25 protein-coding genes are annotated in these 25650 nt (G+C 70.1%); 7 read left to right on the plus strand and 18 right to left on the minus strand.

Annotated elements, in window-relative coordinates; all coding sequences use genetic code 11:
- Positions 1 to 135: 135 nt before the first annotated feature.
- The 5 genes from ACRSBM_RS38385 to ACRSBM_RS38405 form a co-directional block, all read right to left on the minus strand.
- Positions 136 to 933: a type III pantothenate kinase gene (locus ACRSBM_RS38385; RefSeq protein ID WP_434451626.1), complete on the minus strand. Its 798-nt coding sequence runs from the start codon at positions 931 to 933 to the stop codon at positions 136 to 138.
- An 11-nt stretch (positions 934 to 944) separates the two neighbouring features.
- Positions 945 to 1415 (minus strand): aspartate 1-decarboxylase, encoded by a 471-nt coding sequence (panD, locus tag ACRSBM_RS38390; protein ID WP_112262627.1) that lies wholly within the window; start codon positions 1413 to 1415, stop codon positions 945 to 947.
- A gap of 10 nt (positions 1416 to 1425) precedes the next feature.
- Positions 1426 to 2316: a pantoate--beta-alanine ligase gene (gene panC / locus ACRSBM_RS38395; protein ID WP_434451627.1), complete on the minus strand. Its 891-nt coding sequence runs from the start codon at positions 2314 to 2316 to the stop codon at positions 1426 to 1428.
- Between the two features lies 1 nt (position 2317).
- Positions 2318 to 3208 carry a Rossmann-like and DUF2520 domain-containing protein gene (locus ACRSBM_RS38400; RefSeq protein WP_434451628.1) on the minus strand — a complete coding sequence of 297 codons (891 nt, stop codon included), beginning with the start codon at positions 3206 to 3208 and terminating at the stop codon, positions 2318 to 2320.
- A 102-nt stretch (positions 3209 to 3310) separates the two neighbouring features.
- Positions 3311 to 4543 (minus strand): PrsW family intramembrane metalloprotease, encoded by a 1233-nt coding sequence (locus ACRSBM_RS38405; protein WP_434451629.1) that lies wholly within the window; start codon positions 4541 to 4543, stop codon positions 3311 to 3313.
- Between the two features lie 30 nt (positions 4544 to 4573).
- On the opposite strand from ACRSBM_RS38405, the gene ACRSBM_RS38410 reads away from it, so the two are divergent.
- The 3 genes from ACRSBM_RS38410 (at position 4574) to ACRSBM_RS38420 (ending at position 7215) form a co-directional block, all read left to right on the plus strand.
- Positions 4574 to 5488 carry an SAM-dependent methyltransferase gene (locus ACRSBM_RS38410; protein ID WP_434451630.1) on the plus strand — a complete coding sequence of 305 codons (915 nt, stop codon included), beginning with the start codon at positions 4574 to 4576 and terminating at the stop codon, positions 5486 to 5488.
- Between the two features lie 17 nt (positions 5489 to 5505).
- Entirely contained in the window at positions 5506 to 5928 is a 423-nt protein-coding gene (locus tag ACRSBM_RS38415) for a DUF1203 domain-containing protein (RefSeq protein ID WP_434451631.1), read from the plus strand.
- A gap of 201 nt (positions 5929 to 6129) precedes the next feature.
- Complete coding sequence (locus tag ACRSBM_RS38420; RefSeq protein WP_434451632.1) at positions 6130 to 7215, plus strand: NADH-quinone oxidoreductase subunit D; 1086 nt, start codon at positions 6130 to 6132, stop codon at positions 7213 to 7215.
- 13 nt (positions 7216 to 7228) lie between these two features.
- On the opposite strand, the gene ACRSBM_RS38425 is transcribed toward ACRSBM_RS38420, so the two are convergent.
- The 7 genes from ACRSBM_RS38425 to ftsH are packed head-to-tail and all read right to left on the minus strand — an operon-like array spanning position 7229 to position 13806.
- A complete protein-coding gene (locus tag ACRSBM_RS38425; RefSeq protein ID WP_434451633.1) occupies positions 7229 to 8770 on the minus strand; it encodes a DUF6779 domain-containing protein in 1542 nt (513 codons plus the stop codon).
- Positions 8771 to 8820: 50 nt separating this feature from the next.
- On the minus strand, positions 8821 to 9273 hold the full coding sequence (locus tag ACRSBM_RS38430; RefSeq protein ID WP_434451634.1) for a DUF3180 domain-containing protein: 453 nt from the start codon (positions 9271 to 9273) through the stop codon (positions 8821 to 8823).
- Positions 9270 to 9764, minus strand: coding sequence for a 2-amino-4-hydroxy-6-hydroxymethyldihydropteridine diphosphokinase (gene folK / locus ACRSBM_RS38435; RefSeq protein ID WP_434451635.1), 495 nt, complete (start codon positions 9762 to 9764; stop codon positions 9270 to 9272). The genes ACRSBM_RS38430 and folK overlap by 4 nt, the downstream gene beginning before the upstream one ends.
- Complete coding sequence (gene folB, locus ACRSBM_RS38440; protein WP_434451636.1) at positions 9761 to 10156, minus strand: dihydroneopterin aldolase; 396 nt, start codon at positions 10154 to 10156, stop codon at positions 9761 to 9763. The genes folK and folB overlap by 4 nt, the downstream gene beginning before the upstream one ends.
- On the minus strand, positions 10149 to 10934 hold the full coding sequence (gene folP, locus ACRSBM_RS38445) for a dihydropteroate synthase (RefSeq protein WP_434453394.1): 786 nt from the start codon (positions 10932 to 10934) through the stop codon (positions 10149 to 10151). The genes folB and folP overlap by 8 nt, the downstream gene beginning before the upstream one ends.
- A 32-nt stretch (positions 10935 to 10966) precedes the next feature.
- Positions 10967 to 11614: a GTP cyclohydrolase I FolE gene (folE, locus tag ACRSBM_RS38450; RefSeq protein ID WP_434451637.1), complete on the minus strand. Its 648-nt coding sequence runs from the start codon at positions 11612 to 11614 to the stop codon at positions 10967 to 10969.
- Positions 11611 to 13806: an ATP-dependent zinc metalloprotease FtsH gene (ftsH, locus tag ACRSBM_RS38455; protein ID WP_434451638.1), complete on the minus strand. Its 2196-nt coding sequence runs from the start codon at positions 13804 to 13806 to the stop codon at positions 11611 to 11613. Before ftsH ends, folE begins: the two co-directional genes overlap by 4 nt.
- Positions 13807 to 14132: 326 nt before the next feature.
- On the opposite strand from ftsH, the gene ACRSBM_RS38460 reads away from it, so the two are divergent.
- Positions 14133 to 15830, plus strand: a complete 1698-nt coding sequence (locus ACRSBM_RS38460) for a substrate-binding domain-containing protein (protein WP_434451639.1) — start codon at positions 14133 to 14135, stop codon at positions 15828 to 15830.
- A gap of 360 nt (positions 15831 to 16190) precedes the next feature.
- On the opposite strand, the gene hpt is transcribed toward ACRSBM_RS38460, so the two are convergent.
- Genes hpt through dacB form a run of 4 tightly spaced genes read right to left on the minus strand, consistent with a single transcriptional unit; the run spans position 16191 to position 20614 of the window.
- Positions 16191 to 16739: a hypoxanthine phosphoribosyltransferase gene (hpt, locus tag ACRSBM_RS38465; RefSeq protein WP_045317223.1), complete on the minus strand. Its 549-nt coding sequence runs from the start codon at positions 16737 to 16739 to the stop codon at positions 16191 to 16193.
- 17 nt (positions 16740 to 16756) lie between these two features.
- Positions 16757 to 17668 carry a tRNA lysidine(34) synthetase TilS gene (tilS, locus tag ACRSBM_RS38470; protein ID WP_434451640.1) on the minus strand — a complete coding sequence of 304 codons (912 nt, stop codon included), beginning with the start codon at positions 17666 to 17668 and terminating at the stop codon, positions 16757 to 16759.
- On the minus strand, positions 17665 to 18708 hold the full coding sequence (locus ACRSBM_RS38475) for a zinc-dependent metalloprotease (RefSeq protein ID WP_434451641.1): 1044 nt from the start codon (positions 18706 to 18708) through the stop codon (positions 17665 to 17667). The genes tilS and ACRSBM_RS38475 overlap by 4 nt, the downstream gene beginning before the upstream one ends.
- A gap of 28 nt (positions 18709 to 18736) precedes the next feature.
- The gene (gene dacB / locus ACRSBM_RS38480; RefSeq protein ID WP_434451642.1) at positions 18737 to 20614 is read right to left on the minus strand and encodes a D-alanyl-D-alanine carboxypeptidase/D-alanyl-D-alanine endopeptidase; all 1878 of its coding nucleotides are present in this window, start codon (positions 20612 to 20614) and stop codon (positions 18737 to 18739) included.
- 864 nt (positions 20615 to 21478) lie between these two features.
- Between dacB and ACRSBM_RS38485 the strand changes: the two genes are divergently transcribed.
- Positions 21479 to 21985, plus strand: a complete 507-nt coding sequence (locus ACRSBM_RS38485) for an inorganic diphosphatase (protein WP_434451643.1) — start codon at positions 21479 to 21481, stop codon at positions 21983 to 21985.
- A 57-nt stretch (positions 21986 to 22042) separates the two neighbouring features.
- On the opposite strand, the gene ACRSBM_RS38490 is transcribed toward ACRSBM_RS38485, so the two are convergent.
- Positions 22043 to 23677 carry an MDR family MFS transporter gene (locus tag ACRSBM_RS38490; protein WP_434451644.1) on the minus strand — a complete coding sequence of 545 codons (1635 nt, stop codon included), beginning with the start codon at positions 23675 to 23677 and terminating at the stop codon, positions 22043 to 22045.
- Positions 23661 to 24200 carry a MarR family winged helix-turn-helix transcriptional regulator gene (locus ACRSBM_RS38495; RefSeq protein WP_434451645.1) on the minus strand — a complete coding sequence of 180 codons (540 nt, stop codon included), beginning with the start codon at positions 24198 to 24200 and terminating at the stop codon, positions 23661 to 23663. Before ACRSBM_RS38495 ends, ACRSBM_RS38490 begins: the two co-directional genes overlap by 17 nt.
- Positions 24201 to 24374: 174 nt before the next feature.
- On the opposite strand from ACRSBM_RS38495, the gene ACRSBM_RS38500 reads away from it, so the two are divergent.
- On the plus strand, positions 24375 to 24827 hold the full coding sequence (locus ACRSBM_RS38500; protein ID WP_434451646.1) for a DUF4442 domain-containing protein: 453 nt from the start codon (positions 24375 to 24377) through the stop codon (positions 24825 to 24827).
- A 119-nt stretch (positions 24828 to 24946) separates the two neighbouring features.
- The gene (locus ACRSBM_RS38505; RefSeq protein WP_434451647.1) at positions 24947 to 25645 is read left to right on the plus strand and encodes an excalibur calcium-binding domain-containing protein; all 699 of its coding nucleotides are present in this window, start codon (positions 24947 to 24949) and stop codon (positions 25643 to 25645) included.
- Positions 25646 to 25650 lie beyond the last annotated feature (5 nt).

The following is a 25650-nucleotide window of genomic DNA, read 5'->3' on the forward strand; positions in this document are numbered from 1 at the left end:
TTTTTGCGCTTCACGCACACTTGGTCTTCGTAACGAAGTACCGGCAGAACCGGCCGGTCTAGAACACGCCCGGCCGTGACCGGCCGCCCACGCGGGCCTTCACCACCGGGCCGAAGCCCGGTGCACTAGCCCGCACTACCGGGTAGCGGCGGGCATGTTGCGCTCGAACACCATGCGCAGGCCCAGCAGCGTCAGGTCGGGCACGTGGTGCGCGATCGTCGAGGACTCCGACACGACCAGCGGCGCGAGGCCACCCGTGGCGATCACCGTCACCGGTCCCGGGTCGGTCTGCTGGAGCTCCTCGGTGATCTTGCGCACCAGCCCGTCCACCTGGCCGACGAACCCGTAGACGATGCCGGACTGCAGGCACTCGACGGTGTTCTTGCCGATCACGTTGCGCGGCCTGACCAGCTCGACCTTGCGCAGCTGGGCGGCGCGGGAGGCCAGCGCGTCCACCGAGATCTCGATGCCCGGCGCCAGCGCGCCGCCGAGGAACTCGCCGCGCGACGAGATCACGTCGAGGTTCGTGGACGTGCCGAAGTCGACCACGATGCACGAGGTCGAGTAGAGGTGGTGCGCGGCCAGCGTGTTGATCACGCGGTCCGAGCCCACCTCCTTCGGGTTGTCGACGAGCAGCGGCACGCCGGTCTTGACGCCCGGCTCCACCAGCACCTTCGGCACGGCGTCGTAGTAGCGGCCGAGCATCACCCGCAGCTCGCGCAGCACCGCGGGCACGGTGGACAGCGCGGAGATGCCGGTGATCTTGTCGGAGTACTCGCCGAGCAGGCCGCGCATGGTCAGCGCGAGCTCGTCGGCGGTCATCCTGGCGTCGGTGCGCATCCGCCAGTCGCGCACGAGCGGGGCCGAGTCGCCGACCCCGTCGTACAGACCGAGCACGATGTTGGTGTTGCCGACGTCGATGGCGAGCAGCACTTTGCGGTTCCTTAGTTCTCGGCCTGGATCAGCGCGTCCAGCGCGGTCGCCTCAACGGTCTCAGAGGACGGCGCACTCGTGGAGCCGTTCACCAGACCGGACCCCTCGGGGGCGTGCGCGGGGTCGGCACCGAGGTCGACGACCTTGTTGTCGGCGTCCACGAAGACGACGCGCGGCTGGTAGGTGCGGGACTCGGCGTCGTCCATCTGCCCGTAGGCGATCAGGATGACGATGTCGCCGGGGTGCACGAGGTGCGCCGCGGCGCCGTTGATGCCGAGCACGCCGGTGCCGCGCTCGCCGGGGATGACGTAGGTCTCCAGGCGCGCGCCGTTGGTGACGTCGACGATGGCGACCTGCTCGCCCGCCAGCAGGTCGGCGGCCTCCATCAGGTCCTCGTCCACCGTCACCGAGCCGACGTAGTGCAGGTCGGCCTGCGTCACGGTGGCGCGGTGGATCTTGGACTTCAGCATCGTGCGGAACATGGCACTCCCCCTACTCGTCGCCTTCGCCGAGCAACACCGCGATGTTGTCGATCAGGCGGGTGGAACCGACGCGGGCCGCGACGAGCAGCCGCGCGTCGCCGTTCTCGGGTGCGGGACCGAGGTCGACCCCGCGCAGCTCCAGGTAGTCCAGCTCGATCTCGGGCGTCTGCGCGAGCACGTCGTGCGCGGCCTTGAGCACCGCGTCCGGGCCCTGCGAGCTCACGTGCGCGCCGGCGGTGAGCGCGGCGGACAGCGTCACGGCCTGCTGGCGCTGCTCCGGGGTCAGGTAGGCGTTGCGGGACGACAACGCGAGACCGTCGTGCTCGCGGACCGTCGGCACGCCGACGACGTCGAGCGGGAAGTTGAGGTCGCGCGCCATCTTGTGGATGAGCTGGAGCTGCTGGTAGTCCTTCTGCCCGAACACCGCGTACGTGGGCTGCACGATGTTGAACAGCTTCGAGACGACCGTGAGCACGCCCCCGAAGTGGCCGGGCCGTGTGACGCCCTCCAGCTCGTCGCCCAGCGGGCCGGGGTGCACGGTGACCTGCGCGCCCGCGGGGTACATGTCCTCGACGGACGGTGCGAAGACGATGCCGACGCGTTCCTCCCGGCAGATGTCCACATCGGAGGAGAACTGCCGCGGGTACTTCGCGAGGTCCTCGTTCGGCCCGAACTGCAACGGGTTCACGAAGATCGACACCACGACCACCGTGTTCTGCATGACCTGCGCCTCGCGGATCAGCTGACGGTGGCCCGCGTGCAGCGCGCCCATCGTGGGCACCAGCGCGACGTTGCGGCCGGCGTTGCGCAGCGCCCTGATGACCCGGTTCAGGCGGGCCGGGTCGCGGTGCACCGTGACGTCGTCCGGGCGGTAGTCGTCCTTGGTCAGTGGCTTGGTCACGTCAGTCCTCGAGAGTGGTGCGAACGTCGTCGGCGGCGTCGGGCTTGAGCAGCCCGGAGCGTTCGGCCCGGTCGGCGGTGCGCCGGGCGAGCACGCGGTAGCTGGGCAGGGTCCCGGGTGCCTGCTGGGCGAGCACGCCGAGGTGCCCCCGCAAGGTACCCGTGTCGCCACGGGCGACCGGACCGGTGAGGGCTCGGTCACCGTGGCGCAGCGCGTTGTCGAGCGCGGCGGACAGCAACGGGCCGAGCAGGCGTTCGGCGTTGGCGACACCGGCGTTGGTGAGCAGGTCGGCGGCGTCGCGGACCAGCGTGATCAGGTGGTTCGCGCCGTGGGCCAGCGCGGCGTGGTAGAGCGGCCGGACGGACTCGGGCACCCTGACCGGTTCCGCGTCCATCTCCACGACCAGCGCCTCGCCGACGCTCCAGGCCACCTCGTCGCCGTCCGCGGCCGTGACGCCCACGCACGCGGCGCTCATCCGCTGCAGGTCCTCCGAACGCCCGGTGAACGTCATGACGGGGTGCAGCGCGAGGGTGAGGGCACCGAGCGCGGCAGCGGGTTCGAGAACCTTCACGCCCTGCGCGCCGCTGGTGTGCACGATGATCTGGCCAGCACGCAGCGAACCGGTGGCGACGAGGCCTTTCACCAGGCCCTCGAGCTCGTCGTCCGGCACGGCCAGCAGCACGAGGTCGGCGCGCCTGGCGACCTCGGTGGGGTCCTCGATCGGGACGCCGGGCAGCAGCTCGTCCGCGCGGTCGCGGGAGGCCTGGGAGACGGCGGAGGCGCCGGCCACCACGTGGCCCGTCCTGGCCAGCGCGGCACCCAGCACCGAGCCGACGCGGCCTGCCGAGATGACACCGACGGCGAGCCTCGCCGGACGTGGGGTCGCGTCCATGCGACTCACTCCTTCTGACGTTCCAGTCCCGGTTCGGGTACCAGACGACGCCGCTGAGGGTAATCCCGCCGATCCCCGCCTGAGGCGGGTCGGTGACGGGACTCACCGGCGAGCGGCAGCCCTGGCGGCGTGCAGCGTGTCGAGCAGCACGCCGTGGCGGTGTTCGGCGCTCTGACCCGCCGTTCCCTGTTCGATGCGATGGCGCAGGAAGGCCAGTTCGGTGACCGCGACCTGGTAGTTGCGCACCGACCTCACCGCCGTGTCACCGGACTTGCGCTTGACCGCCCTGAGCCAGTTCCTGCGGCCGTTGAGGCTCGCCAGCAGGGCCACCTCGCTGTTGGCGATCCACCGGTTCTGCGCCATCGCGGCGAGCTGCCCCGCGACGATCCGCTGCTCCCGGCGCCGCTGCCAGACCACGATCGCGACGGCACCGGCGAACACCGGCACCATGATCAGGAAGTAGAGGTTGATGAAGTCCGACCCGGTGCCGACCGTGGTCGAGAAGTTCCACAGCGAGTGCAGCCCGACCGCCGTCAGGTACCCGCCGATCGGCGCGAGGACGCGGATCGTGGCGTGACTGGTGCTGGCCGCGATGCCGACACCGATGCCCGTCATCGCCGTGAACAACGGGTGCGCGAACGGCGACAGCACCCCGCGCAACACGAACAGCGCGATCACGCCGCTGCCCATGCCACCCAGCCCGTCCTGCAGGAAGACCCGGCCGAAGTACCAGATGTTCTCGGTGAACGCGAAGCCCGCGGCCGTGATGCCCGCGTAGACCATGCCGTCCACGACGCCGTCGAACTCGTGCCTGCGGCGCACGAACACGGCGATGAGGAACGCGGCCTTCGTCGCCTCCTCGACGATCGGCGCCCCGACCACGGCCGTGAACGTCGTACCGTCGTTGGTGAGCAGATCGCCGAGAACCCGCGACGTCTGGTTGAACGCGAGCGAGCTGATCGTGGCCCCGCACGAGCCCCACACGAACGCGAAGAGCAGCATCTTCGCCGGTTCCGGCTCCCACCTGTCGATCCACAGGAACGCGCTCACCACGAACGCGACGGGGATCAGCGCCGCGGCGGCACCGACCAGCAACGGCTCGATGCCGATGCTCGACGTGCCCAGCGCGAACAGCACGAGCCCTGCCGCCGCGAGCGCGATCAGCGCCACGACGGGGAACAGGACGGTCCAGCGGCGCTGCTCGATGCGCTTCTTCGCCGGCGTCGATCCCGTCGGCGTCGGTTCCGTCCGCGTCAGTTCCGTCCGCGTCGGTTCCTCCGGCGTCGGTTCCATCGGCGGCGTCGGCGGCGTCGGCGTGAGGTCGGCGTCGTTCACGGGAAATGACCTTAGATGCACACTTGTCCGATGTTCGACTGGGAAGCCGCTTGGCATGCCGCGCTGTACGGCCCCGGTGGCTTCTTCGCGCGCGGCGAGAAGCCTTCCTCGCACTTCCGGACGTCTCCGCTGGTCGGACCGGAGCTGGCCGAGGCCCTGCTGACGCTGCTGTCGCGAGTGGACGCCGCTCTCGGATTTCCCCCGGTCGTGGACTTCGTCGATGTGGGCGCGGGCGGCGGCGAACTGGCCGCCGCGGTGCGCTCGCTGGCCTCCGGCTCGTTGGCCGCGCGGCTGCGGGTGACCGCCGTCGAGATCGGTCCTCCCGTTGACCTGCCTGGGGTTCGGTGGACCTCGACGGTGCCTCCGTGCGTGGGACTGCTGGTCGGGCACGAGTGGCTCGACGCGATCCCCTGCCCGGTGGTGACCGGCCCCTCCTCCGACCCGTGGATCACCCGATGGTGGCCTTCGTTGCGCGACGGCTCACAGGCCGAAGTGGGCGCTCCGCGCGATGCCGCGTGGGCTGCCGCGGTCGCTTCCGTGCGTGGGGCGGCTTTGGCGATCGACTACGGGCACCTCGTGTCGTCGCGGCACTTTTCGCTCACCGGGTATCGCGACGGGCGTCAGGTACCTGTCGTGTTCGACGGCTCCTGCGACATCACGGCACACGTCGCCCTGGACGCCTGCGCGGTCGCCGCCGGCGGTGAGTGGGTGCTGGTGTCGCAGCGGGATGCCTTGCGCGCCTTGGGTTTGACCGGTTCCGCCGCCGGTTCCGGGTGGGACTGGCTGGAGTCGGCCGCACGGGCCGGCCGGATCGCCGAGCTGCGCGACCCCCGCGGGCTGGGTGCGTTCGGGTGGCTGTTGCACGGGCGCGGGGTCGCCGTGTCGGACCTGCTGCCCGCGCTGCCGCCCTGGCGTCCGATTCCCGCCAGCTTTTCGCGGGCCTGACGACGATCGTTGCCGGTATGCGAATCCACACCGTGCCGCCTGCCGAGGCGTTGTCCGATCCCGGCCGCGAGTACCGGGCCTCCGAGCCGGGCGTGCCGCTGCGCTGCTGCCTGCGCAAGTCCCTGGCCGGCGAGCCGGTGTGGCTGTTCCGTTACTCGCCCTCGTCCGGCAAGGGTCCGTACTCGGAGGTCGGGCCGGTCTTCACCCACGTGGAGTGCTCCGGTTCGCCCTCGTTGGATCGTCTCCCCGTAGAATTGTTGAACAATCCCCGGATCCTACGTTCCTACAACGCCTCAGGTCAGATCCACGACGGCGAGGTGGTGGCGCCGGGGTCGTTCGATCGTGTGATCGAAAGATTGTTCAACGATCCGGCGGTAGAGTCGGTGCAGGTCCGAAGCGTGTCGCACGGGTGCTTCTTCTTCGCGGTCACGAGGTCCTGAGGCGCCGCCGGGGGTCGATGCGGGGCCTGGCGACCACTGCCCGGCGGCCACAGCCTGCACCAAGCCCGCACCCACCCGAGCAAGCACCTTCCAGCGGCCACCACGCCGCCACAACCCCGCCCGCCGCACATGAACCACTCCCCGCCACCACCGCCCGAGCCACGTCCGAGCCGCTCGCCGGGACCGTGAAACCATGCTCGGGTGAGCGAGCAGATCACCGTCGGCGTAGGCGCGGGCGCCCAGTACCTGGGCGTGGACCGCGTGATCGACCTGGGCCCACTGCACCCGTCGGCCCACGGCGCCTACCGTCTGCGTCTCACCGTCACGCCCGAGCTGGTGATCACGGCCGCCGAGCCCCTCGTCGGGCATCTACACCGCGGCGCCGAGAAGCTGTTCGAGGTGCGCGACTACCGGCAGGTCCTCACGCTCGCCAACCGCCACGACTGGCTGTCCGCCTTCTGCAACGAACTGGCCGTCGCCCTGGCCGTCGAACGCATGACGGGCATGGACGTCCCCGCTCGCGCCCAGTGGCTGCGGGCGTTGCTGTGCGAGCTCAACCGCCTGATGGCGCACATGGTGTTCCTGACTCCGTTGTCCCCCAACGCCGCCACGTACCGCGAGGGCGTGCAGGCGCTGATGGAGGAGGCGTCGGGGGGCCGCATCCACTTCATGTTCAACCGGATCGGCGGCCTGCGCGAGGACGTCCCGGCGGGCTGGACCGCCCGCGTCGCCGAGTTCCTGTCCACTGTGGACGTGAGCACGCTGCCGATCGACTTCGGAAAGCTCGAAGGGCTCGGCGTTCTGCCGCACGCGGACGCACTGGCGTACGGCGTCACCGGACCGATCGGCCGGGCCAGCGGCGTGGACTTCGACCTGCGGCGCGACGACCCGCTGCCCGCCTACCGGCAGCTGGGCTTCACGCCGTCCGTCCGGACCGAGGGCGACGCGGCGGCGCGCGTGCGGTGTCTGCTCGACGAGGTCGGGAAGTCGGTCGAGTTGGCCGGGCGGTGCCTGGAGCAGTTGCCGGCGGGGCCGGTGAACGTCCGGCTGCCCAAGGCCATCAAGGCTCCCGAGGGCTCGGTCTACACGCGCGTCGAGGCGCCGCTCGGCACCTCGGGCGTGCACCTGTCGTCGCGCGGCGAGAAGACGCCGTGGCGCCTCAAGCTCCGCACACCGTCGTTCAACAACGTTCAGGCGCTGTCGGCGCTGCTGCCGGGCACCAAGGTCGACGACCTGCCGGCCGTGCTGAGCTCGTTCGCCGTCATCGTCGGCGACATCGACAAGTAAGGCGATACCGGCCCTAGTCCTCGCGGCGACGGCGGCGGCGAGGCGCGTCGCCACCGCCGAGGGACGCCAGGAGCTCGCTCACGGACTTGCCGTCCGCGTGCGCGCCGGACGGGTCTTCCGGCGCCGCGCGGCGGCCGGTCGAGACCGCGGGCAGGCGTGCCGACGAGTCCTCGGCCACGCGGCGGCCCGACACCGGGGCCTCGTCCGCCGCTGACCGGCGGCCGGACGGCACCACCGGCAGACGGGCCGACGACTGCTCGGAGGCACGGCGGCCGACGGGCGGTAGCGACACCAGCGAGTCCTCGGACTTGCTGCGGCGCGACGGGGTCTCCTCCGAACGCCTGCGGCCGCCGGAGCTCGACGGACTGTCCGGCTTCAACGTCTCCCACGAGCCGCTGTCCTGCACGGGCGCCGGGCGGTCGTCGGCACGGCGGCGCCCGCCACCGGTCGACTGCAACGCCTTCGGGTCGATCATCTCGGTGCGCTCGGCCACGCGGGACCGCGGTGGCTCGGGCTTGCGGGTCTCCGGAGCCTTCGCAGGCGCGACGGGTGCGGCGGGCGCCTTCGGGGGCTGGTCCGGGCGCGACAACGCCTCGGTGCGGGCCGGTGGCTGCTGCGGCCTGGGCACGCGCTCGGTGCGGTGCGCCTGCGCCTGCACGGATTGGGCCTGGACGGGCTGAGGCTTCGGCTGGACGGGCTGGGCCTTCACGGTCAGCGGCTGCGACGGCTTCGGCGCGGCGGGCGGCGTGGCGCCGCCGAGGCGGGCCGACACGGCAGCGGCGGCGGAGGGCCGGGGCTGCGGGCGGGCTGGTTCCTGCTTCGCCGCCTTCACGGGCTCGCGGCGCACCACGGCCGGCTGCGGGCGCGGCGAGTTCCTGGCCGGGTCCGGGCGCACCGGTTCGGGCCGGGCGGGCTCGCGGCGTGGCGGCTGCACCTTGGCGTCCGCGGCGACGCGCTCGATCAGCTCCGTGCGCTCGGACGGCTTCTCGGCGGAGACGGACGAGGTGGTGGTGATCGCGGGCTTGGCGTTGATGATGCGCTTCTCGGGGCCCGCGGTCAGCCTGGACGCCTCCGAGGAGAGCGAGCGCAGGCGGGTGGACTCCGCGCGCAGCGCCACGCGCTCGACCAGGACGTCGCCGCCCAGCAACGCCTGGAGGTTGTCGCGCAGGGCGTGGAGATCGGCGCGCAGGGCCTCGATGTCCGCGCGCGACTCCTCCTCGATGCGCCTGCGGGTCTCCGCCTCGATCTCGAGCTCGTACTCGCGGCGGGCCGCGACCTCGCGCTCGAGCTCGAGCTCGTAGACGGACTGGAGGTCGGCCACCTCGTCGTCGCGCTCGGTGACCTGTTTGCGGTACTTGGCGGCGAGGAAGGCGCCCACCAGAGCCGCCCACAACGCGGCCACCACGGCCAGGCGCAGCATGCGGGCGCTGTCGCTCAGCACGAGCACCGCCGCGGCCACGAGGGCGAGCGCCAAAGCCGCTACCAACAGCAAGCGCCCGGAGCCACGACCGTGATCTTCCTGGTCGTCGTCGATCGACGCGCCTCGTCCGGCCATGCGCACTACGGTACCGCGTAGTTATGCGACTGAGACCTACGGCCGGGTATCTATTCGTTCCCGGAACCCTCCGTCGGGGTCCGGCAGCAGTGCTCGAGCCACAGCGCGGCGGCCGTCAGAGCAAGCGCCGAGATCACCCCGACAACGCCTGCCACCAGGTCGTTCGAGGCCGCCGGGAACGAGTCGCGGACGGGGATGACGAAGATCAGCAACCCGGCCCAGGCGCCGAACATCAAAGCCCCCAGAACGGATGACGCCTTCGCGAGCGCGACGGCACGGGCCGCGGTCAGCGGCTGCACCGGACGCGCCCCCGCACGGCGCTGGATCCTGGCCCGCAACGAGAACGCGAACACGACCTCGACAACCGCGATGACCAGCAACGTCGACCCGGCCAGGAGGGGCAGCGGCGGCAACGTGTCGTACGAGAGTCGCAGCAGCAGATGAGCCAGCAGTGCGGCGATGATCGCGACGGCCGCCAGGTCGCGGGGACGGGTGAACCTCACGCGTCCATCCAACCCGAAAGTGTGAAATCGTCCCGCCGCCGCACACCTTCGGAGGAAAACTCCAGGCCCGCAACGGGTCCGTGGCCCGGCAGAACGGCGTCCGGCTCCACGTCGAGCCACGGGATGAGGACCGTCGCGCGTTCGAACGCACCAGGATGCGGCAGCAGGAGCTCCGGGTGGTCCGAGGTCACCCCGTCCACCGAGACCACGTCCACGTCCAGCGTGCGCGGTCCCCAGCGCTTCTCCCGCACGCGCCCGGCGGCGTTCTCCAGCGCCTGACCGCGCCGCAGCCAGCCCCACTCGTCGACGTCATCGGCCGAAACGATCACGATGGCGTTCAGGAAGTCCGGCTGGTCCTCGACGCCCCACGCCGCCGTCTCGTACACCGGCGACACGGCGACGACGAACGGCTTCAGCCCGTCCACCGCGGACTGCAGGAAGGCGAGGCGGTCACCGAGGTTCGAGCCGATCGAGAGAACCGCGCGGGTCACCGGGATTCCTTGGGTGGCAGCGGCGCGGCGAGCCGGCGCGAACGGCGGATCGTCACCGACACGTCGTCGAACGTCAGCGGGATCGGCGCGGACGGCTTGTGCACCGTCACCTCGGCCGCGTGCAGCCGCGTGTCGGTCATGGCGGCGTCGGCGATGCGACCGGCCACCGTCTCGATGAGATCGCACGGCTCACCACCGACGATCCCCGCGGCCATCTCCGCGAGCTCGCCGTAGTGGTAGGTCTCGCTCAGGTCGTCGGTGCGCGACGCCGAGCTCAGGTCCAGCCACAGCGTGATGTCCACGACGAACTCCTGGCCGTCGCGCTTCTCGTGCTCGAAGACCCCGTGGTTGCCGCGCACCCGCAGCCCCGTCAACGCGATCCGGTCAGCCACGTCCCCGCCTCCACGCCCCGGCGACGGCGACCGCGTCCAGCGTCCGGCCGACGTCGTGCACCCGCACACCCCACGCTCCGTTGAACGCGGCCAGAGCGGACACCGCCGCGGTCGCGTTCTCCCTGCCGTCCGGTGGACGGTTGCCGAGCAACGTGCCGAGGAAGCGTTTGCGCGACGCCCCCACCAGCACCGGGAAGCCGAGCTCGACCAGCTCGTCCAGGCGCTGCAACAGCTCCCAGTTGTGGTCGCCGAGCTTCGCGAAGCCCAGGCCGGGGTCGAGCACGATCGACGACTCCGCGACGCCGGCGGCCAGCGCGGCCTCGACGCGCTCCAGCAGTTCGCCGCGCACGTCCGTCACCACGTCGTCGTAGCTCGCCAACGAGTCCATCTCGGTGCTGTGCCCCCGCCAGTGCATCAGCACGTACGGGACGCCGGCCGCGGCGACGACGGCCGCCATCCCGGGGTCGGCGAGACCGCCGGAGACGTCGTTCACGATCGACGCGCCCGCCTCCAGCGCGGCCGTGGCCACGGCGGCGCGCATGGTGTCGACGCTGACCGGCACCCGCTCGGCGACCAGTGCGCGGATCACCGGCACGATCCGCGCGATCTCCTCGGCCGGGTCGACGCGCTCGGCACCGGGCCTGGTCGACTCGCCGCCGACGTCGATCATGTCGGCGCCGCGCCTGTGCAGCTCGACGCCGTGCGCCACCGCGTCCTTCCGGTCGAGGTAGCGCCCGCCGTCGGAGAACGAATCGGGCGTCACGTTCAGCACGCCCATCACGACACAGCGGCCGGGGCGGGGCAGACCGCTCACCGCGTCCGGCCCCTGATCAGCTCGATCGCCTCCGCCCGCGAGGACGCGGACGTGCGCAGCAGCCCACGCACCGCGGAGGTCGTGGTGCGCGAACCCGGCTTGCGCACACCGCGCATGCCCATGCACAGGTGCTCGGCCTCGACGACCACGATCACGCCGCGCGGCTCCAGCTTGCGCACCAACGCGTCCGCGACCTGCGACGTCAGCCGCTCCTGCACCTGCGGCCGCTTCGAGTAGAGGTCGACGAGCCGCGCGAGCTTCGACAGCCCCGTCACCCGGCCGTGCTCGTTCGGGATGTACCCGACGTGCGCGACGCCGTGGAACGGCAGCAGGTGGTGCTCGCAGAAGCTGAACATCGGGATGTCCGTGACGAGCACGAGCTCCTCGTGGCTCTCGTCGAACGTCTTCGCGAGCACGCTGTCCGCGTCGGTGTAGAGACCGGCGAACAACTCCCGGTAAGCACGCGCCACCCGTGCGGGTGTCTCGCGCAGGCCTTCCCGCTCCGGGTCCTCACCGCACGCGATCAACAGCTCGCGCACCGCTGCCTCGGCGCGTGCCTGGTCGAAGCCCCGTCGCGCGGAGACGCCGGCCTCCCCGTTTCGGGTGAGGCCGGCGTCCGTGTCGAGCTGGTCGTGCTCGGTCACTGCCGCTCGTCCTGGTCTGGCTGCGGCTTCTTCGGCTCCCAGACGTTGTGCGGCTTGCCGCCGGGCACGGTCGCCGGGGTCCATCCGGGCGGGGCGCCGTAGTTCGGCGGACCCGCCTGGTTGCCCGGCTGAGCCGGCTGGTGCACGCCGTTCGCCCCGTTCGGCGACGGCAGCTCCTGGGTCGGCTCCGCCGCGGCGGCGGGGTCGGCCGGCAGCGGCTCCGGCTCGTCGTCGAGGGTGTCCTCGACGACCGGCGGCCACGGCTCCCCGCGCTCCCTGGCGAGCTCACCAGGGGTCTTGATCGGCGGGATCTCGGACGGCCTGCGGTCACCGAAGTCGTTGAACTGGGTGATGCGCGGCCGCTTCTCGACGCGGGCGAAGATCCGCTCCAGTTCCTTCTGGTGCAGGGTCTCCTTCTCGATCAGCTCGAGCGTGAGGTCGTCGAGGACGTCGCGGTAGGTGACGAGCACCTCGTACGCCTCGGTGTGCGCGGCCTCGATGAGCTTGCGCACCTCCTCGTCGATCTCGTGCGCGACCTCCAGCGAGTAGTCCGCCTGACGACCGGCCGACCGTCCGAGGAACGGCTCGCCCTGCTCCTGCCCGTACTTCACGGCGCCGAGCTTCGCGCTCATGCCGTACTCGGTGACCATCGCGCGGGCGATCTTGGTCGCCTGCTCGATGTCGTTGGACGCACCCGTCGTGGGCTCGTGGAAGACGAGCTCCTCGGCGGAACGGCCACCCAGTGCGAACACCAGTCGGGCGATCATCTCGGACCTGGTCATCAGGTCCTTGTCCTCTTCCGGCACCGAGAGGGTGTGACCACCCGTGCGGCCGCGGGCGAGGATCGTGACCTTGTAGACCGGGTCGATGTCCGGCATCGCCCACGCGGCCAGGGCATGCCCGGCCTCGTGGTACGCGGTGATCTTCTTCTCCTTCTCGGAGATGATCCGGCTCTTGCGGGCCGGACCGCCGATCACGCGGTCCACGGACTCCTCGAGCGCCGCACCGTCGATGGTGTGGCCGTTGTGACGCGCGGTGAGCAGCGCGGCCTCGTTGATGACGTTCGCGAGGTCGGCGCCGGAGAACCCGACGGTGCGCTTCGCGAGGCCGTCGAGGTCGGCGTCCGCGGCCAGCGGCTTGCCCTTCGAGTGCACCCGGAGGATCTGCTTGCGGCCCTTCAGGTCCGGTGCGGACACCGGGATCTGACGGTCGAAGCGGCCGGGGCGCAGCAAGGCGGGGTCGAGGATGTCGGGGCGGTTCGTCGCCGCGATCAGGATGATCCCGCCGCGCGAGTCGAAGCCGTCCATCTCGACGAGCAGCTGGTTGAGGGTCTGCTCGCGCTCGTCGTGACCGCCGCCCATACCCGCGCCGCGGTGGCGGCCCACCGCGTCGATCTCGTCGACGAAGATGATGCACGGCGCGTTCTGCTTGGCCTGTTCGAACAGGTCGCGCACACGCGAGGCACCGACACCGACGAACATCTCGACGAAGTCCGAACCGGAGATCGAGTAGAACGGCACGCCCGCCTCACCGGCGACGGCCCTGGCGAGCAGCGTCTTACCGGTTCCCGGCGGGCCGTACAGCAGCACGCCCTTCGGGATCTTCGCGCCGAGCGCCTGGTAGCGGCCGGGGTTCTGGAGGAAGTCCTTGATCTCCTCGAGCTCCTCGACGGCCTCCTCGGCACCGGCGACGTCGGCGAACGTCGTCTTGGGCATGTCCTTGGACAGCTGCTTGGCCTTGGACTTGCCGAAGTTCAGGACGCGGTTACCACCGCCCTGGGCGTTGTTCATCATCCACATGAGCAGCAGCAACAACAGGCCGAGCGGCACGAGGTAGATCAAGATCTGCATCAGGATGGACTCCTGGCTGACCTTGGTCTCGACGGTCGGCTTGTTGCCGGCCTGGTCGAGGACGGTGAAGATCTCGTCCGTCGAGCTGGCCGGGAACTGCGTGATCAGGCGGTTGCTGCCCTCGAAGGTGGTGCCGTCGGTGAGGGTGAGACGGAGGCGCTGTTCCTTGTCCTCGATCGTGGCTTCCTTGACCTTGCCGTCCCGCACCTGTTGGAGTGCCTGGGACGTCTTCACGGGGTGGTATCCCCGTGAGTCGTCAAAGAGAACGGTGAAGACGAAGTACAGCAGCAACACCGCAGCGATCCACAGCAGCGGGTTGCGAAGCAGGCGCTTGCGGTCCATGCACTTACGGCCGGCGGGCGGCCTCGACCCTCCCTGACTTGCGCGTCGGGCAGTGGAAGACCCACATACCGCGTCCGACCAGCCTACCGCCCGCTGGTCGGGTACTGAGCAACCAACGGGCGACGGCCCTTACTGGTTCCCGCGGGTGACCCCTGCCACGCATGTTCACGCAGTTTGGTTCATCCGGAACAAATACGGCCGTCCAGACGAGTGACGCAGGTCACGCCGTCTCATTACGTTTGGGGGTCACATGTCATCCTCATTCCTCGCCGAGTGTTCCCCCGCCACTCGAAAGAGTGAACACGTGACCGAAGGTAAGTAACTGTATGTCAGCACGTCACACGTCCCCCGGACTGTTCCGGCGGGTGGCCCTCCCCGTGGGCGCCCTGCTTGGAGTGGTCGCGGCGGCGGGCGTCACGGTCGTTGCACTGCGTGTCACCAGCGGCGCCGACTGTTCCGGCGCACTGCCCTTGAAGATCGCCGTCACACCCGCCGCGCTGGAGGTCGTGAACGCGGCAGCGCAGGACTACCAGCGGTCGCAACCTGTCGTGCACGGCCGGTGCGTTCAGGTCCAGGTCGAGTCGCGCAACGCGGCCGACGTGGCGAACGAGCTGCCCACCGCGCAGATCAGCCCCCACTCCCTCTGGATTCCCGACTCCTCGATGTGGGCCGCCGAGGCCCAGCGCCAGGCGGCGGAGACCGGCCCGGAGGCCCCGAAGCTGGACATCAAGCCCTCGCTGGCGTCCAGCCCGCTGGTGATGGCCGGTTCCTCCTCGGCGATGTCGAAGATCGGCTTCCCGGTCACCCCGGTCTCGTGGTCGAGGGTCATCGACCCGAACGTCCAGATCTCGATGAGCGACCCGACGATGACGTCGGAGGGCCTCGCCTCGCTGTTCGTGATCCGGACCTTGCTGGGCAACGCGGACGGAACGCCCAAGCCCGAACTGGTCGGCACCCTGCTGCGCGTGGGCCGCAGCGCCGTGCCGTCGGTGCGCGACTCGTTCGGCAAAGTCACCACGAACGCCGACAAGGCACCGCTCTTCGCCGCCACCGAGCAGTCCGTCGTCGCCAACAACCGCTCGGTCAAGGACAACGCCGTCCTGGGCGCACCGCCCAAGGAGGGCACGCTGTCCTTCGACTACCCGCTGGTCCGGGTCTCCCGCCCGAGCGAGCCGGAGGGCATCGGCGAGGCCGCGGCGGAGTTCGAGAAGGTGCTGCGCTCGGCCGAGACCTCCAAGCGCTTCGGTGAGGCCGGCTTCCGCACCGTGCAGGGCGCCGCGCCCGCCAAGTGGTCGACCGACGTCGAGGGCGTGCAGGCGGGCGACGTGAAGCTGATCGAGACGCCGAACGCCGACCAGGTCTCCGAACTGCTGCGCACGTGGGGCGCCATCAGCCTGGACATGCGCATGCTGACCGTCATCGACGTCTCCGGCTCGATGATCGAGAAGGGCGGCAACGGCAAGACCCGCGTCGAGGCCGCCACCCAGGCGTCCATGACGGCCCTGTCGATGCTGCCGGACACCACCGCGATCGGCCTGTGGGCGTTCTCGACGGACAAGAAGCCGCCGAACGACTGGATCGAGCTGGTCCCGATCGGCCCGCTGGGCGAGCCTCTCGCCGGCGTGACGCGCCGCAAGCGCCTGGAGGCCGGCGCGTCGCAGCTGCCGGGACTCGTCGGTGGCGGCACGGCCCTGAACGACACGACGCTGGCCGCGTACCGGCACGTGCTCGCCGGCTACGACGCGTCGAAGGTCAACTCGGTCGTGCTGATGACCGACGGCCGCAACGACGACATCTCGTCGATCGACACGGCCGCGCTGATCGAGACGCTGAAGCGGGAGTCGGACCCCGCCAAGCCGGTGCCGATCATCATGGTCGGCCTCGGGGACGAGGTCGACATGGACGCTCTTCGGTCCATTTCCGCTGCTACCGGCGGTAAGGCCTACCAGGCGCCGAATCCTGAGGACATCCGCGGGGTGCTGCTGGACGCGGTCTCGCAGCGCCGCTGCCGCCCGAACTGCTGACCTGTTCCGGCAACGCGGGGCCGCACGTTTCCCTTGGGAATGCACTGCGTTCCGCGAGTTGGACTGGTAGTTGAAGGCTTAGGTGGTGAGGACCTGGGTTCGGTATTCAGCCGGGCTCAGGCCTGCCAGCGTGAGCGACGGGCCGTGGGGGCAGGCCACCACGGACGGGTCGGCCTGGTGATCCACACCCCGACCGAAACCCTCCTCGAACAACGCCACAGCAGCCTCCCGCTGCCGCCCGCACTGCTGATCGCGAAAATGGCCAAGAGGCAGCCCCCACCCTTCCCGGGGGGACGGCCCCTTGGCCATTCTATTGCTTCCTGACCTGCGGAAACTGCCGTTCGCAGATCTGTGGACAACTCAGCTGGAGTAGACCTTCGGGTCCAGCGTGCCGATGTAGGGCAGGTCGCGGTAGCGCTCGGCGTAGTCGAGGCCGTAACCCACGACGAACTCGTTGGGGATGTCGAAGCCGACGTACTTCACCGGCACCTCGACCTTCACGGCGTCGGGCTTGCGCAGCAGCGTGCACACCTCCAGGGACCGCGGCTTGCGCGACTGCAGGTTCTTGAGCAGCCACGACAGCGTGAGGCCCGAGTCGATGATGTCCTCGACGATCACCACGTTGCGGTCGGCGATGTCTCGGTCCAGGTCCTTCAGGATCCGCACCACGCCGGAGGACGAGGTGGAGGAGCCGTAGGACGAAACGGCCATGAATTCGAGCTGCACCGGAACGGGCAGCGCGCGGGCGAGGTCGGCCATGAACATCACGGCGCCCTTGAGCACCGTGATCAGCACGAGGTCGGAGTCACCTTCTGGGTGATCGTCCGCGACCTGCTTGGCGAGTTCGGTGACCTTGTCGCTGATCTCCTGCTCGGTGATGAGCACGGATGCGATGTCGCCGTCGTACACGGACAGGTCCCCTCTGCTTAAGACTGTGGTTCCACAACGAGCCTGCCATGCGCGCGCCGCACGACAAAGCCGCCGGGTAGCCAGACACCGCCCTGACCGCGCCATTCACTCACCAGTGCGTCAACACGACGCAGGTGCGAATCGGACAGTTCCGGCACGCCTTCGTCGATGAGCCACGATCTGACCACTCTGCGTCGTAGTGCGGCGGGCAGTTCGGCGATGTCGTCGACGGCACAGCAGTCGCCGGCGAAGGCTTCCGCGAGAGAGTCGAGTGCGTCACAGTCCTCACGCAACTGTGCCGCCGTGCGCGCCAACGACGACGAGACACCGCCCTGCAGCACTTCCTCCAGCAACGGCAACACTTCGTGACGCAGGCGCACGCGCGTGAACGACGGATCGGCGTTGTGCGGGTCCTCCCACACCTCGATGCCCTGCTCCTCGCACGCCGCACGGGTGACCGCTCGTGACACGCCGAGCAGCGGGCGTCCCCACGGCGGGTCGTACGCGCGCATGCCGGCGATGGAGCGCGGACCGGATCCGCGGCCCAGGCCGAGCAGCACGGTCTCCGCCTGGTCGTCCAGGGTGTGGCCGAGCAGCACCACGCCCTTCGCGGGCCTCAACGCGGCGTAGCGGGCGTTGCGGGCCGCCGCCTCGGGCCCGCCGGACCCCTGCACGCTCACCGGCTCCACGCGCGCCACGAGGCCGAGCTCGGAACACTGCCGGGCCGCCCGCAGAGCCACGTCGGCCGAACCGGGCTGGAGCTGGTGGTCGACGACGACGGCCGAGGCGCCGGGCACCAGCCGTGCGACGGACGCGGCCAGCGCGAGCGAGTCCGCGCCGCCGGAGACCGCGACCGTCACCGCGTCCGGGCACACCTCGTCGAGAAACCTGCGGACCGCCGTCCTGATCTCGGCGACCGGTCCGTTCACGGCGACACGCGGCGCAGCCAGCTCATCGGCTCGGCGATCTCCACGCGGGTCGGCAGGGTGTCGGCGGACGTCCAGATCGCGTTGAAGCCGTCCATGCCGACGCGTTCCACGACGTACTCGGTGAACTGGGCGCCCTCCTCGTACTGGCGCACCTTCGCCTCGACGCCGAGCACCGTGCGCAGGATCCGGTCGAGCAGGCCGCCGCCCTTGCGCCGCGCGCTGAAGCGGTTGCGGATCGTCGAGACGGACGGCACGACAGTGGGACCGACGGCGTCCATCACGTGGTCCGCGTGACCTTCGAGCAAAGTGGACAGTGCGATCAACCGGTCCAGCACGGCTTTCTGCTGCGGCGACTGGACGAGCTCGATCAGCCCTATCGGACCGTCGCCCGCGCGCAGCTTCTGCCGGAAGTCGCGGATCACGTCGGCCAGCGGCGCGCGCTCTTCGTCCATTGCGGACATCAGTGCGGTGACCTGGTCGGAGAAGTACTGGCGCAGCCACGGCACGCCGGTGAACTGCAGGCGGTGCGTGCACTCGTGCAGGCACACCCACATCCGGAAGTCGTCCGCCGGGACGTCCAGAGCCTGTTGCGCGCCAACGATGTTCGGCGCGACGAGCAGCAGGCGTCCTGCGAGCTGGTCGTTCGGGCTGAACGGGTCGTACTGGCCGAGCACCCGTGAGGACAGGAACGCCATCACGACGCCGGCCTGCACACCGGCCGTGCCCGCGAGGATGCTCGCCATCGGACCGGTCTGGCGCGGCATGGCGGCACCCGTCAGCGCGGCCAGGCCCTGCGCGGCGGCCGCCACCCACGCGGGCCGGTCGACGACCTCACCCGGCAGGAGCGGCAGCCCCTGACCGAGGCCGGTCAGCTCGCGGACGTGCACCTCCGCCTGCGGCGCGAGCTCTCGCAGTCTGCCGACGACGTGGTCAGCCTCGTCCTTGCCGATCACCGGACCTGGTCGTACCAGCCGCACGGCGGTCGAAACCGCCAGGTCCCAGTCCACCGGGCCGAGCTCTGCCTCCGTCGCGCCGTTCACGCTTGCGACGCTACCTGCGCACGCCCCGCTACGAACAGCCACAACCCCGCAACGCGGCGGCGAGCACGTCCAGCGCGGGCCGCACCTCGGTCTCGGGGTTGCGGTCGCTGGCCGACATGAACGCGAACACGAGCACCCGCCCGTCCACGTCGACGACCACGCCCGCGAGCGCGTTGACCCCGGTGAGCGTGCCGGTCTTGGCCCGCACCCAACCCTTGCCCTGCGCCGCGTCGCCGCCGTAGCGGCCTTCGAGGGTGCCGCTGCCGCCCGCCACCGGCAGCGCCGTCAGCAACGACCGCAGCTTCGCGGTGCGCGAGTCGTCCAGCGTCGGCTTGGCGGCGACGGTGAGCACGTCGGTGAGCACCTTGGCCGGGATCTTGTTCGTCGCCGACAGCCCGCTGCCGTCCACGAAGTTCGTCCCGGAGAGGTCGAACCCGTTCCTGGTCAGCACGTCCCGCACGGCCTTGACCCCGCCCGCGAACGACGGCTCGTTGCCCGTCTTGATCGCGACCTCACGCGCGATCGCCTCGGTGAGGACGTTGTCCGAGATCTGCATCATGTTGTCGACGAGCTGCTCGATCGGCGCGGACTTGATCTCGCCGAGCACCTGCCCGCCCTGCGGCGCCGCACCGGGGGTGGCACCGGGAGCCCCGATGCGTTGGGCGAACGCGTCCGCCGCCGCCTGGGCCGGACTGCCGGTCCGCACGCCGTTCATGTTCGCCTGGTCGACCCGCCCGCCGTCGAGCATGAACGGCACGATCGGCGCGACCGAGCCGCCGGCGATGTCCGCGGACTCCCACTGCGGCCCGAGCGCCTCACCCACGTACCGGCTCAGGTCGAACTGGACCTTGGTGACCGGCCCCTTCGCCTTGACCTGGTTGACGAGGTCGTCGAGCGTCGCGGCACCGGGGTAGACCGACCGGCCGGGCACGCCGGAGATCGTGGGGTCGCCGCCGCCGACGATCACCACGCTGCCGGGCTCCGCGCCCTGGACGACCTTGGTGGACAGCCGGTCGGTCTTCTCGAGGCTGAGCAGCGCGGCAGCGGCCGTGAGGATCTTGAGGCTCGACGCCGGCGTCGTGGCCATGGTGTCGCCCTGCTGCCACAGCACGGCGCCGCTGGCCGGGTCGATGACGCTGCCGGTGAGCGTTCCGAGGTGCGGGTTGCCGGCCGGACCGGCGAGCACCTGCCGCACACCTGCCGGACTGGGCGTCGGGCCGCCCGCGGTGACGGCCTTGACGAGCGGCTGGACGTTCACCGGCGCGGCCGGGGGCCTGGTCTCGACGGCCTGGGAGCCGCCGAACTCGTTGACCGCGTAGATGGTCGCGCCGGCGAGGGCCGCTACGACCAGCAGGCTGAGGGCGACGAGCAGCTTGCGGCTCTTCTTGGGCTCGTCGGTGGTGAGGCGGTACTCGGGCTCCTCGTCGTAGCCGGTGACGGGGAGGTCGTGGTGGGCCGGTTTCGGCTCCTGGCGCGGAGGGTGGGAGTCCTGGCGCTGGGTTTCCTGGCGCTGGGGCTCCTGACGCTGGGGCGGTGTGGGGCGCTGCTGCTCTTGACGCTGTTGGTCGTGGCGCTGTTGGTCGTGGCGCTGTTGGTCGTGGCGGTGCTGGTCCTGACGCGACTGGTCCGGGCGAGGCGGCTCGTGGCGCCGTTGGTCGTGGCGCTGGAGTTGGTCGACGCGCATCGTCGACTCGGGACGCTGCGGCTCGAGGCGCTGCGGCTCGAGGCGCTGCGGCTCGAGGCGCTGCGGCTCGGGACGCTGCGGTTCAGGGCGCTGCGCTTCGGCTCGCTGCGGCTGCTGGCGCTGTTCCTGCCCCTGGCGGTCCGACCTCACCGGCCGGTCGAACCACGACTGGTCCGGGTTCGGCAGCTGGTCGACCCGGGCCGTCTTGGCGTTGGGCGGCAAGCTCGCGCGAGGGTCCCCTCCAGGGGGTCCCCCGATTTCAATTTTGCCAGGTGGGACCGACAGTTCTGTCGTTTTCTGGTCCGGCCTGTGGACAACTTCGGTCCTGTGGACAACTTCCGGCCGGGATGCTGCCTCAGGCCTCGGCGCACCTTCAGGCTTCGACACGGCGTCAGGCCGCGGCGTGACCTCCGGCCTCGACACACCGTCGGGCCTGGAGCCACCGGCAGGCTTGGGCGCGTCGCCAGAGCTGGGCGCAACGCCAGACTCGGACGCACCGCCGGACCCAACATCAGGCCTCGCCACGACGCGGGTCTGGTCGCCCTTCGACTCAACCGCGGGCGCGATCCTCACCGGCAGCGCGCGCGGCGCCTCGGCCTGCCCGAGGTCAGCCGTCGTGCGGTCCGTCTCGGCGACCGAACCCGAAACCGCCTGAGGTTGGCCGACGTCTGGACCAATCCCCGCGTGAGACTTCCCACCCGCTTTTCCGCCGGAAGACCCGTCTGAGCTGCCAGAAAGCCCGCCCGGCCCGCCAGACCCCGAACCAGCACCGTCCGGAACGGAACGGACCGGCGACGAGTGCAAAGGCTCCTGAATGGACGGAGCCGACAGCACGGGCGCCACCGGGAACCGCATCGTCGGCTGATCGACGGGAGGTCGGCTGACCTGCGGTGTTGGCGAGAATGGGGCCTCGGTGGACTCGGCGTCGTCGTCCTCGGTCGGCCACTGGGGCTCGTCCGGCAAGAGGGCCTCCGTCAGCTCGGTACGGGCAATCTCACACCCTCCAGCCGCGGCTCCGATGAGGGTTGACAGGGCGTCGTGGTCCACACTAGTGAAGTCACGAATGGGCTACATGAGCGAGGACCAGTGGAGTTCGACGTCCTGATCGAGATCCCCAAGGGCGTGCGCAACAAGTACGAGGTGGACCACAAGAGTGGCCGCATCCGCCTCGACCGCACGTTGTTCACGTCGACGCAGTACCCCGCCGACTACGGGTTCATCGAGAACACCCTGGGTGAGGACGGCGACCCGCTGGACGCCCTCGTCCTCGTCCAGGAGCCGACGTTCCCCGGCTGCCTGATCGCGGCTCGTGCCATCGGCATGTTCCGCATGACCGACGAGAAGGGCGGCGACGACAAGGTTCTGTGCGTCCCGGCCTACGACCCGCGCCACGAGCACCTGCGGGACATCCACCACCTGGCGGAGTTCGACCGCCTGGAGATCCAGCACTTCTTCGAGGTCTACAAGGACCTGGAGCCGGGCAAGAGCGTCGAGGGCGCGACCTGGGTGGGCCGCACCGAGGCCGAGGCCGAGATCAAGCGTTCCTACCAGCGTCTGAAGGACGCCGAGGCGAACGGCGAAGTGCACCACTGAAGCACACGGCAAAAGTGGGGGCCGCACGCAGCGACCCCCACTTTGTGTATTCCGAACCTAGACCGCGATGGCCTCGGCGTCCGCGACCCGCTCCAGGCCCGACCTGGTCGACAGCGGCTTCTCGCGCAGGAACCACACGAGGACCGTCGCCACGATCATCACGATCCCGCCGGTGAGGAACACCAGGCTGATCGCGCTGGAGAAGCCGTCGAGGAACGGCCGCGCCAGCACCGGGTCGAGGGTGTTGAGGAACTCGGTGTTGTTGATGTCCACACCGGCCCCGTTCTGCAACGTCTGCGCGAACTCCGGGTTCTGCCGCAACGCCGTGTTGAACGCGTCGGTCTGCAGTGCCGCCCGGAGGCTGGACGCGATCTTGTCGCCTACCGTGCTGAACAGGATCGACAGGAACACCGCGGTGCCGACGGTGCCACCGATCTGGCGGAAGAACGTCGCCGAGGCGGTCGTCACGCCCATGTCCCGCGGCTCGGACTCGTTCTGGATCGCCAGCATCAGCGTCTGCATGCACTGGCCGAGGCCGGCACCCATGACGAACATGTAGATCATGACCAGCCAGTTCGGCGTGTCCGTGCCGATGCCGCTCAAGAGGAACAGCGCAAGCGTCAGCAGCGCGGAGCCGATGATCGGGAAGATCTTGTAGCGGCCGGTTCGCGAGGTCACGCGGCCGGCGATCGTCGTCGCGAGCGTGATGCCGACCGTGATCGGCAGCAGCATCAGACCCGCCACGGTCGGCGAGACGCCCTTCACGATCTGCAGGTACAGCGGGATGGAGACCATGCCGCCGAACATGCCGATGCCGAGCACGAAGTAGATCGCGTTGCCCAGCGCGAACGTCTGGTAGCGGAACAGCCGGAGCGGCAGCAGCGCCTCGTCGCCCATGCGGCGCTCGACCCACACGAACGCCACCACGCCGAGCACACCGATCACGTACATCGCGATCGAGATCGGCGACGCCCAGCCCCACTCCCTGCCCTGCTCGGCCACGACCAGCAGCGGCACCAGGCCGACGGTCAGCGCGATCGCGCCGCCGAAGTCGATGCGGTGGTTCACCCGCTTGTGTGGAATGTTCAGCACGCGGGCGACGACGACCAGCGCGATCAGCGCGATCGGGACGTTCACGAGGAACACCCAGCGCCAGCCGGTGATGCCGAGGAACGAGTCGAGACCGGCGAACAGGCCGCCGACGACCGGGCCGAGCACGCTGGCCGCACCGAACACGGCCATGAAGTAGGCGGAGTACCTGCTGCGCTCACGCGGCGAGGTGATGTCCGCCAGGATCGCGAACGCGAGCGACATCAGACCGCCGGCGCCCAGGCCCTGCACCGCGCGGAACGCGGCCAGCTCGTAGATCGACGTCGCGATGCCCGCGAGCAGCGAGCCGATCAGGAACAGCGAGATCGCCGCGAGGTACATCGGCTTGCGCCCGTAGATGTCGGACAGCTTGCCGTACAACGGGGTCGTGATGGTCGCGGTGATCAGGTAGGCGGTGGTCGCCCAGGCCTGCACCGTCTGGCCGTGCAGCTGGTCCGCGATGGTCTTCATGGCGCTGGCGACGATCATCTGGTCCAGCGCCGCGAGGAACATGCCCAGCATCAGGCCGGACAGCACCGTCATGATCTGGCGATGCGTCAGGGAACTCCCCGGCGTGGCTGTCGCCTCAGTTGTTTGTGACATCTCTGCTTTCCCCTCCTGCGCGGGTCCCCGTCCCGCGGTCGGTCATGAACGTCGGAGCCGTGCGCTCGTAGTCCTGGACGAAGCGCTCGAACAGCTCCGCGAAAGTCTTGAAGTCCTCTTCGGGCCACTCGTCGAACATCCGCTTGATGGCCTCGTTGCGCTGCCGGCGCCGGTTCATGATCAACTCACGGCCCGCCTCGGTGACCACGAGAACGCTCGCCCTGCCGTCCGCCGGATCGGCTCGCCTCTCCACGAGCCCGTCCTTCACCAGCCCGGCCACCTGCCTGCTGATCGTGGACGGGTCGGAGAGCACCGCCTCCGCGAGCGCGTTCGAGCGGCACTCCCCGAGACCGAGGAGCGTCACGAGGAGCACATAGGCCGACTTGTCCATGCCCTGCTTCGCCATCTGGTGCGTGACCTGGGCGTGCATCTTGTTCAGCCGCACCATTGCCATGCCGACGCGGTCCGCGAGCTCATGCTCGGCATCGACACCGGCGCTGACGCACCTGCCCGGATCGACCATCAGACACCTCATTGCTTGTATCACCCAACTAGTTGCTAAGTGCAAGCATCCATCCTCGTCGACCAGAATGCAAGTGCGTTCCGAGTCTCACTCCGCAGCGGAGTGACAGGGATGCGGCGAGTAGTTGTTACCGACGGGTAGCCGCTCGCGTTACTGGTCGGTAGCATCCGTCTCATGAGCCAAGACGTGTCTTTCGTCGCCGACGCGATGAAGCAGGCGGTGCCGTATGTGAAGACCACCGGCATCGAGTTCGAGGAGGTCTCCGCCGGCCGTGTCGTCGCGTCGCTGCCGGACGACCAGACGCTGCACAACCACATCGGCGGGCCGCACGCCGCGATGATGTTCGGCCTCGGTGAGTCCGCGTCCGGCGCCGTCGTGATGACCGCGTTCGCCGCGCATCTCGGCAAGGCCACGCCACTCGCCGTCCGCGCGGACATCGCGTACAAGAAGATCGCGATGGGCGTGTTGCGCGCCGAGGCCGTTCTCGGGCGCTCCGCCGACGACGTCCTGGCCGAACTGGAGTCCGGCACGCGGCCCGAGTTCCCGGTCACCGTCACGATCACCGACTCCGAGGGCGTGACCACCGGCGAGATGACCGTCGTCTGGACGTTGAAGCCGGCTCGCTGAACTGCGGATCTCCGTATTTCAGTTCGGACTACCGGTGAACCGATCCGATCCAAATACGTAACCTTGGCCACACTCCGTCCCGAGGGGCACTATTCGGTGCCATGTCGGGGTGGAGAAGTGTGGGCGGGGTCTTGGCGGTCGTGCTGACCGCGGGGTGCTCGGCACAAGTGCAGCAGTCGACGCCCGTCGCCGTGGAGAAACCGGTCGAGGACGCGCCGGTGTCCGCATCTACGTCGACGTCGGTGTCGGTCCCGCGTGCCCAGCTGGACATCAGCGTCGCCTCGATCGTCGACGGTCGCTCCGTGATGCTGTCCGACGGGTCGAAGGCCGAGGTCAGCGGCCTCGCCCAGCCGGGTCCGTGCTGGGCGGAGGCTGCCACGAGCTTCGCGCGCAGCATGCTGCTGAACCAGCAGGTGCGCTACGACCGGGCCACCGGCGCGCTCAGCCTCTCGGACGGCACGGACTACGCGCTGCTCGCGCTGGGCAACGGCGCCGGGCGCACGGCGGGCACCCCGACCGCCGCGCAGAAGGAGGCGGAAGCGGTCGCCCAGCGCGTTCCGATGGGACTGTGGGGCACGCCGTGCGGCGGCAGGGACGTCACCGAGACGCCCGCTCCCCCGCCTCCTCCCCCTCCGCCGGTCACCACCACGACGAAGCCGAAGCCGACCACGCAACCGAGGCCGCGGCCCGTCTTCTACTCGACCTGCGACGACGCCCGGCGGGCCGGCGCGGCACCGCTCTACTGGGGCCAGCCGGGTTACCGCGTCGAACTCGACCCGAACCGCAACGGCATCGCCTGCGAGTCCCGGTACCGCTAATAGCC

Source organism: Lentzea xerophila (assembly GCF_051094245.1).
Taxonomy (GTDB): Bacteria; Actinomycetota; Actinomycetes; order Mycobacteriales; family Pseudonocardiaceae; genus Lentzea; species Lentzea xerophila.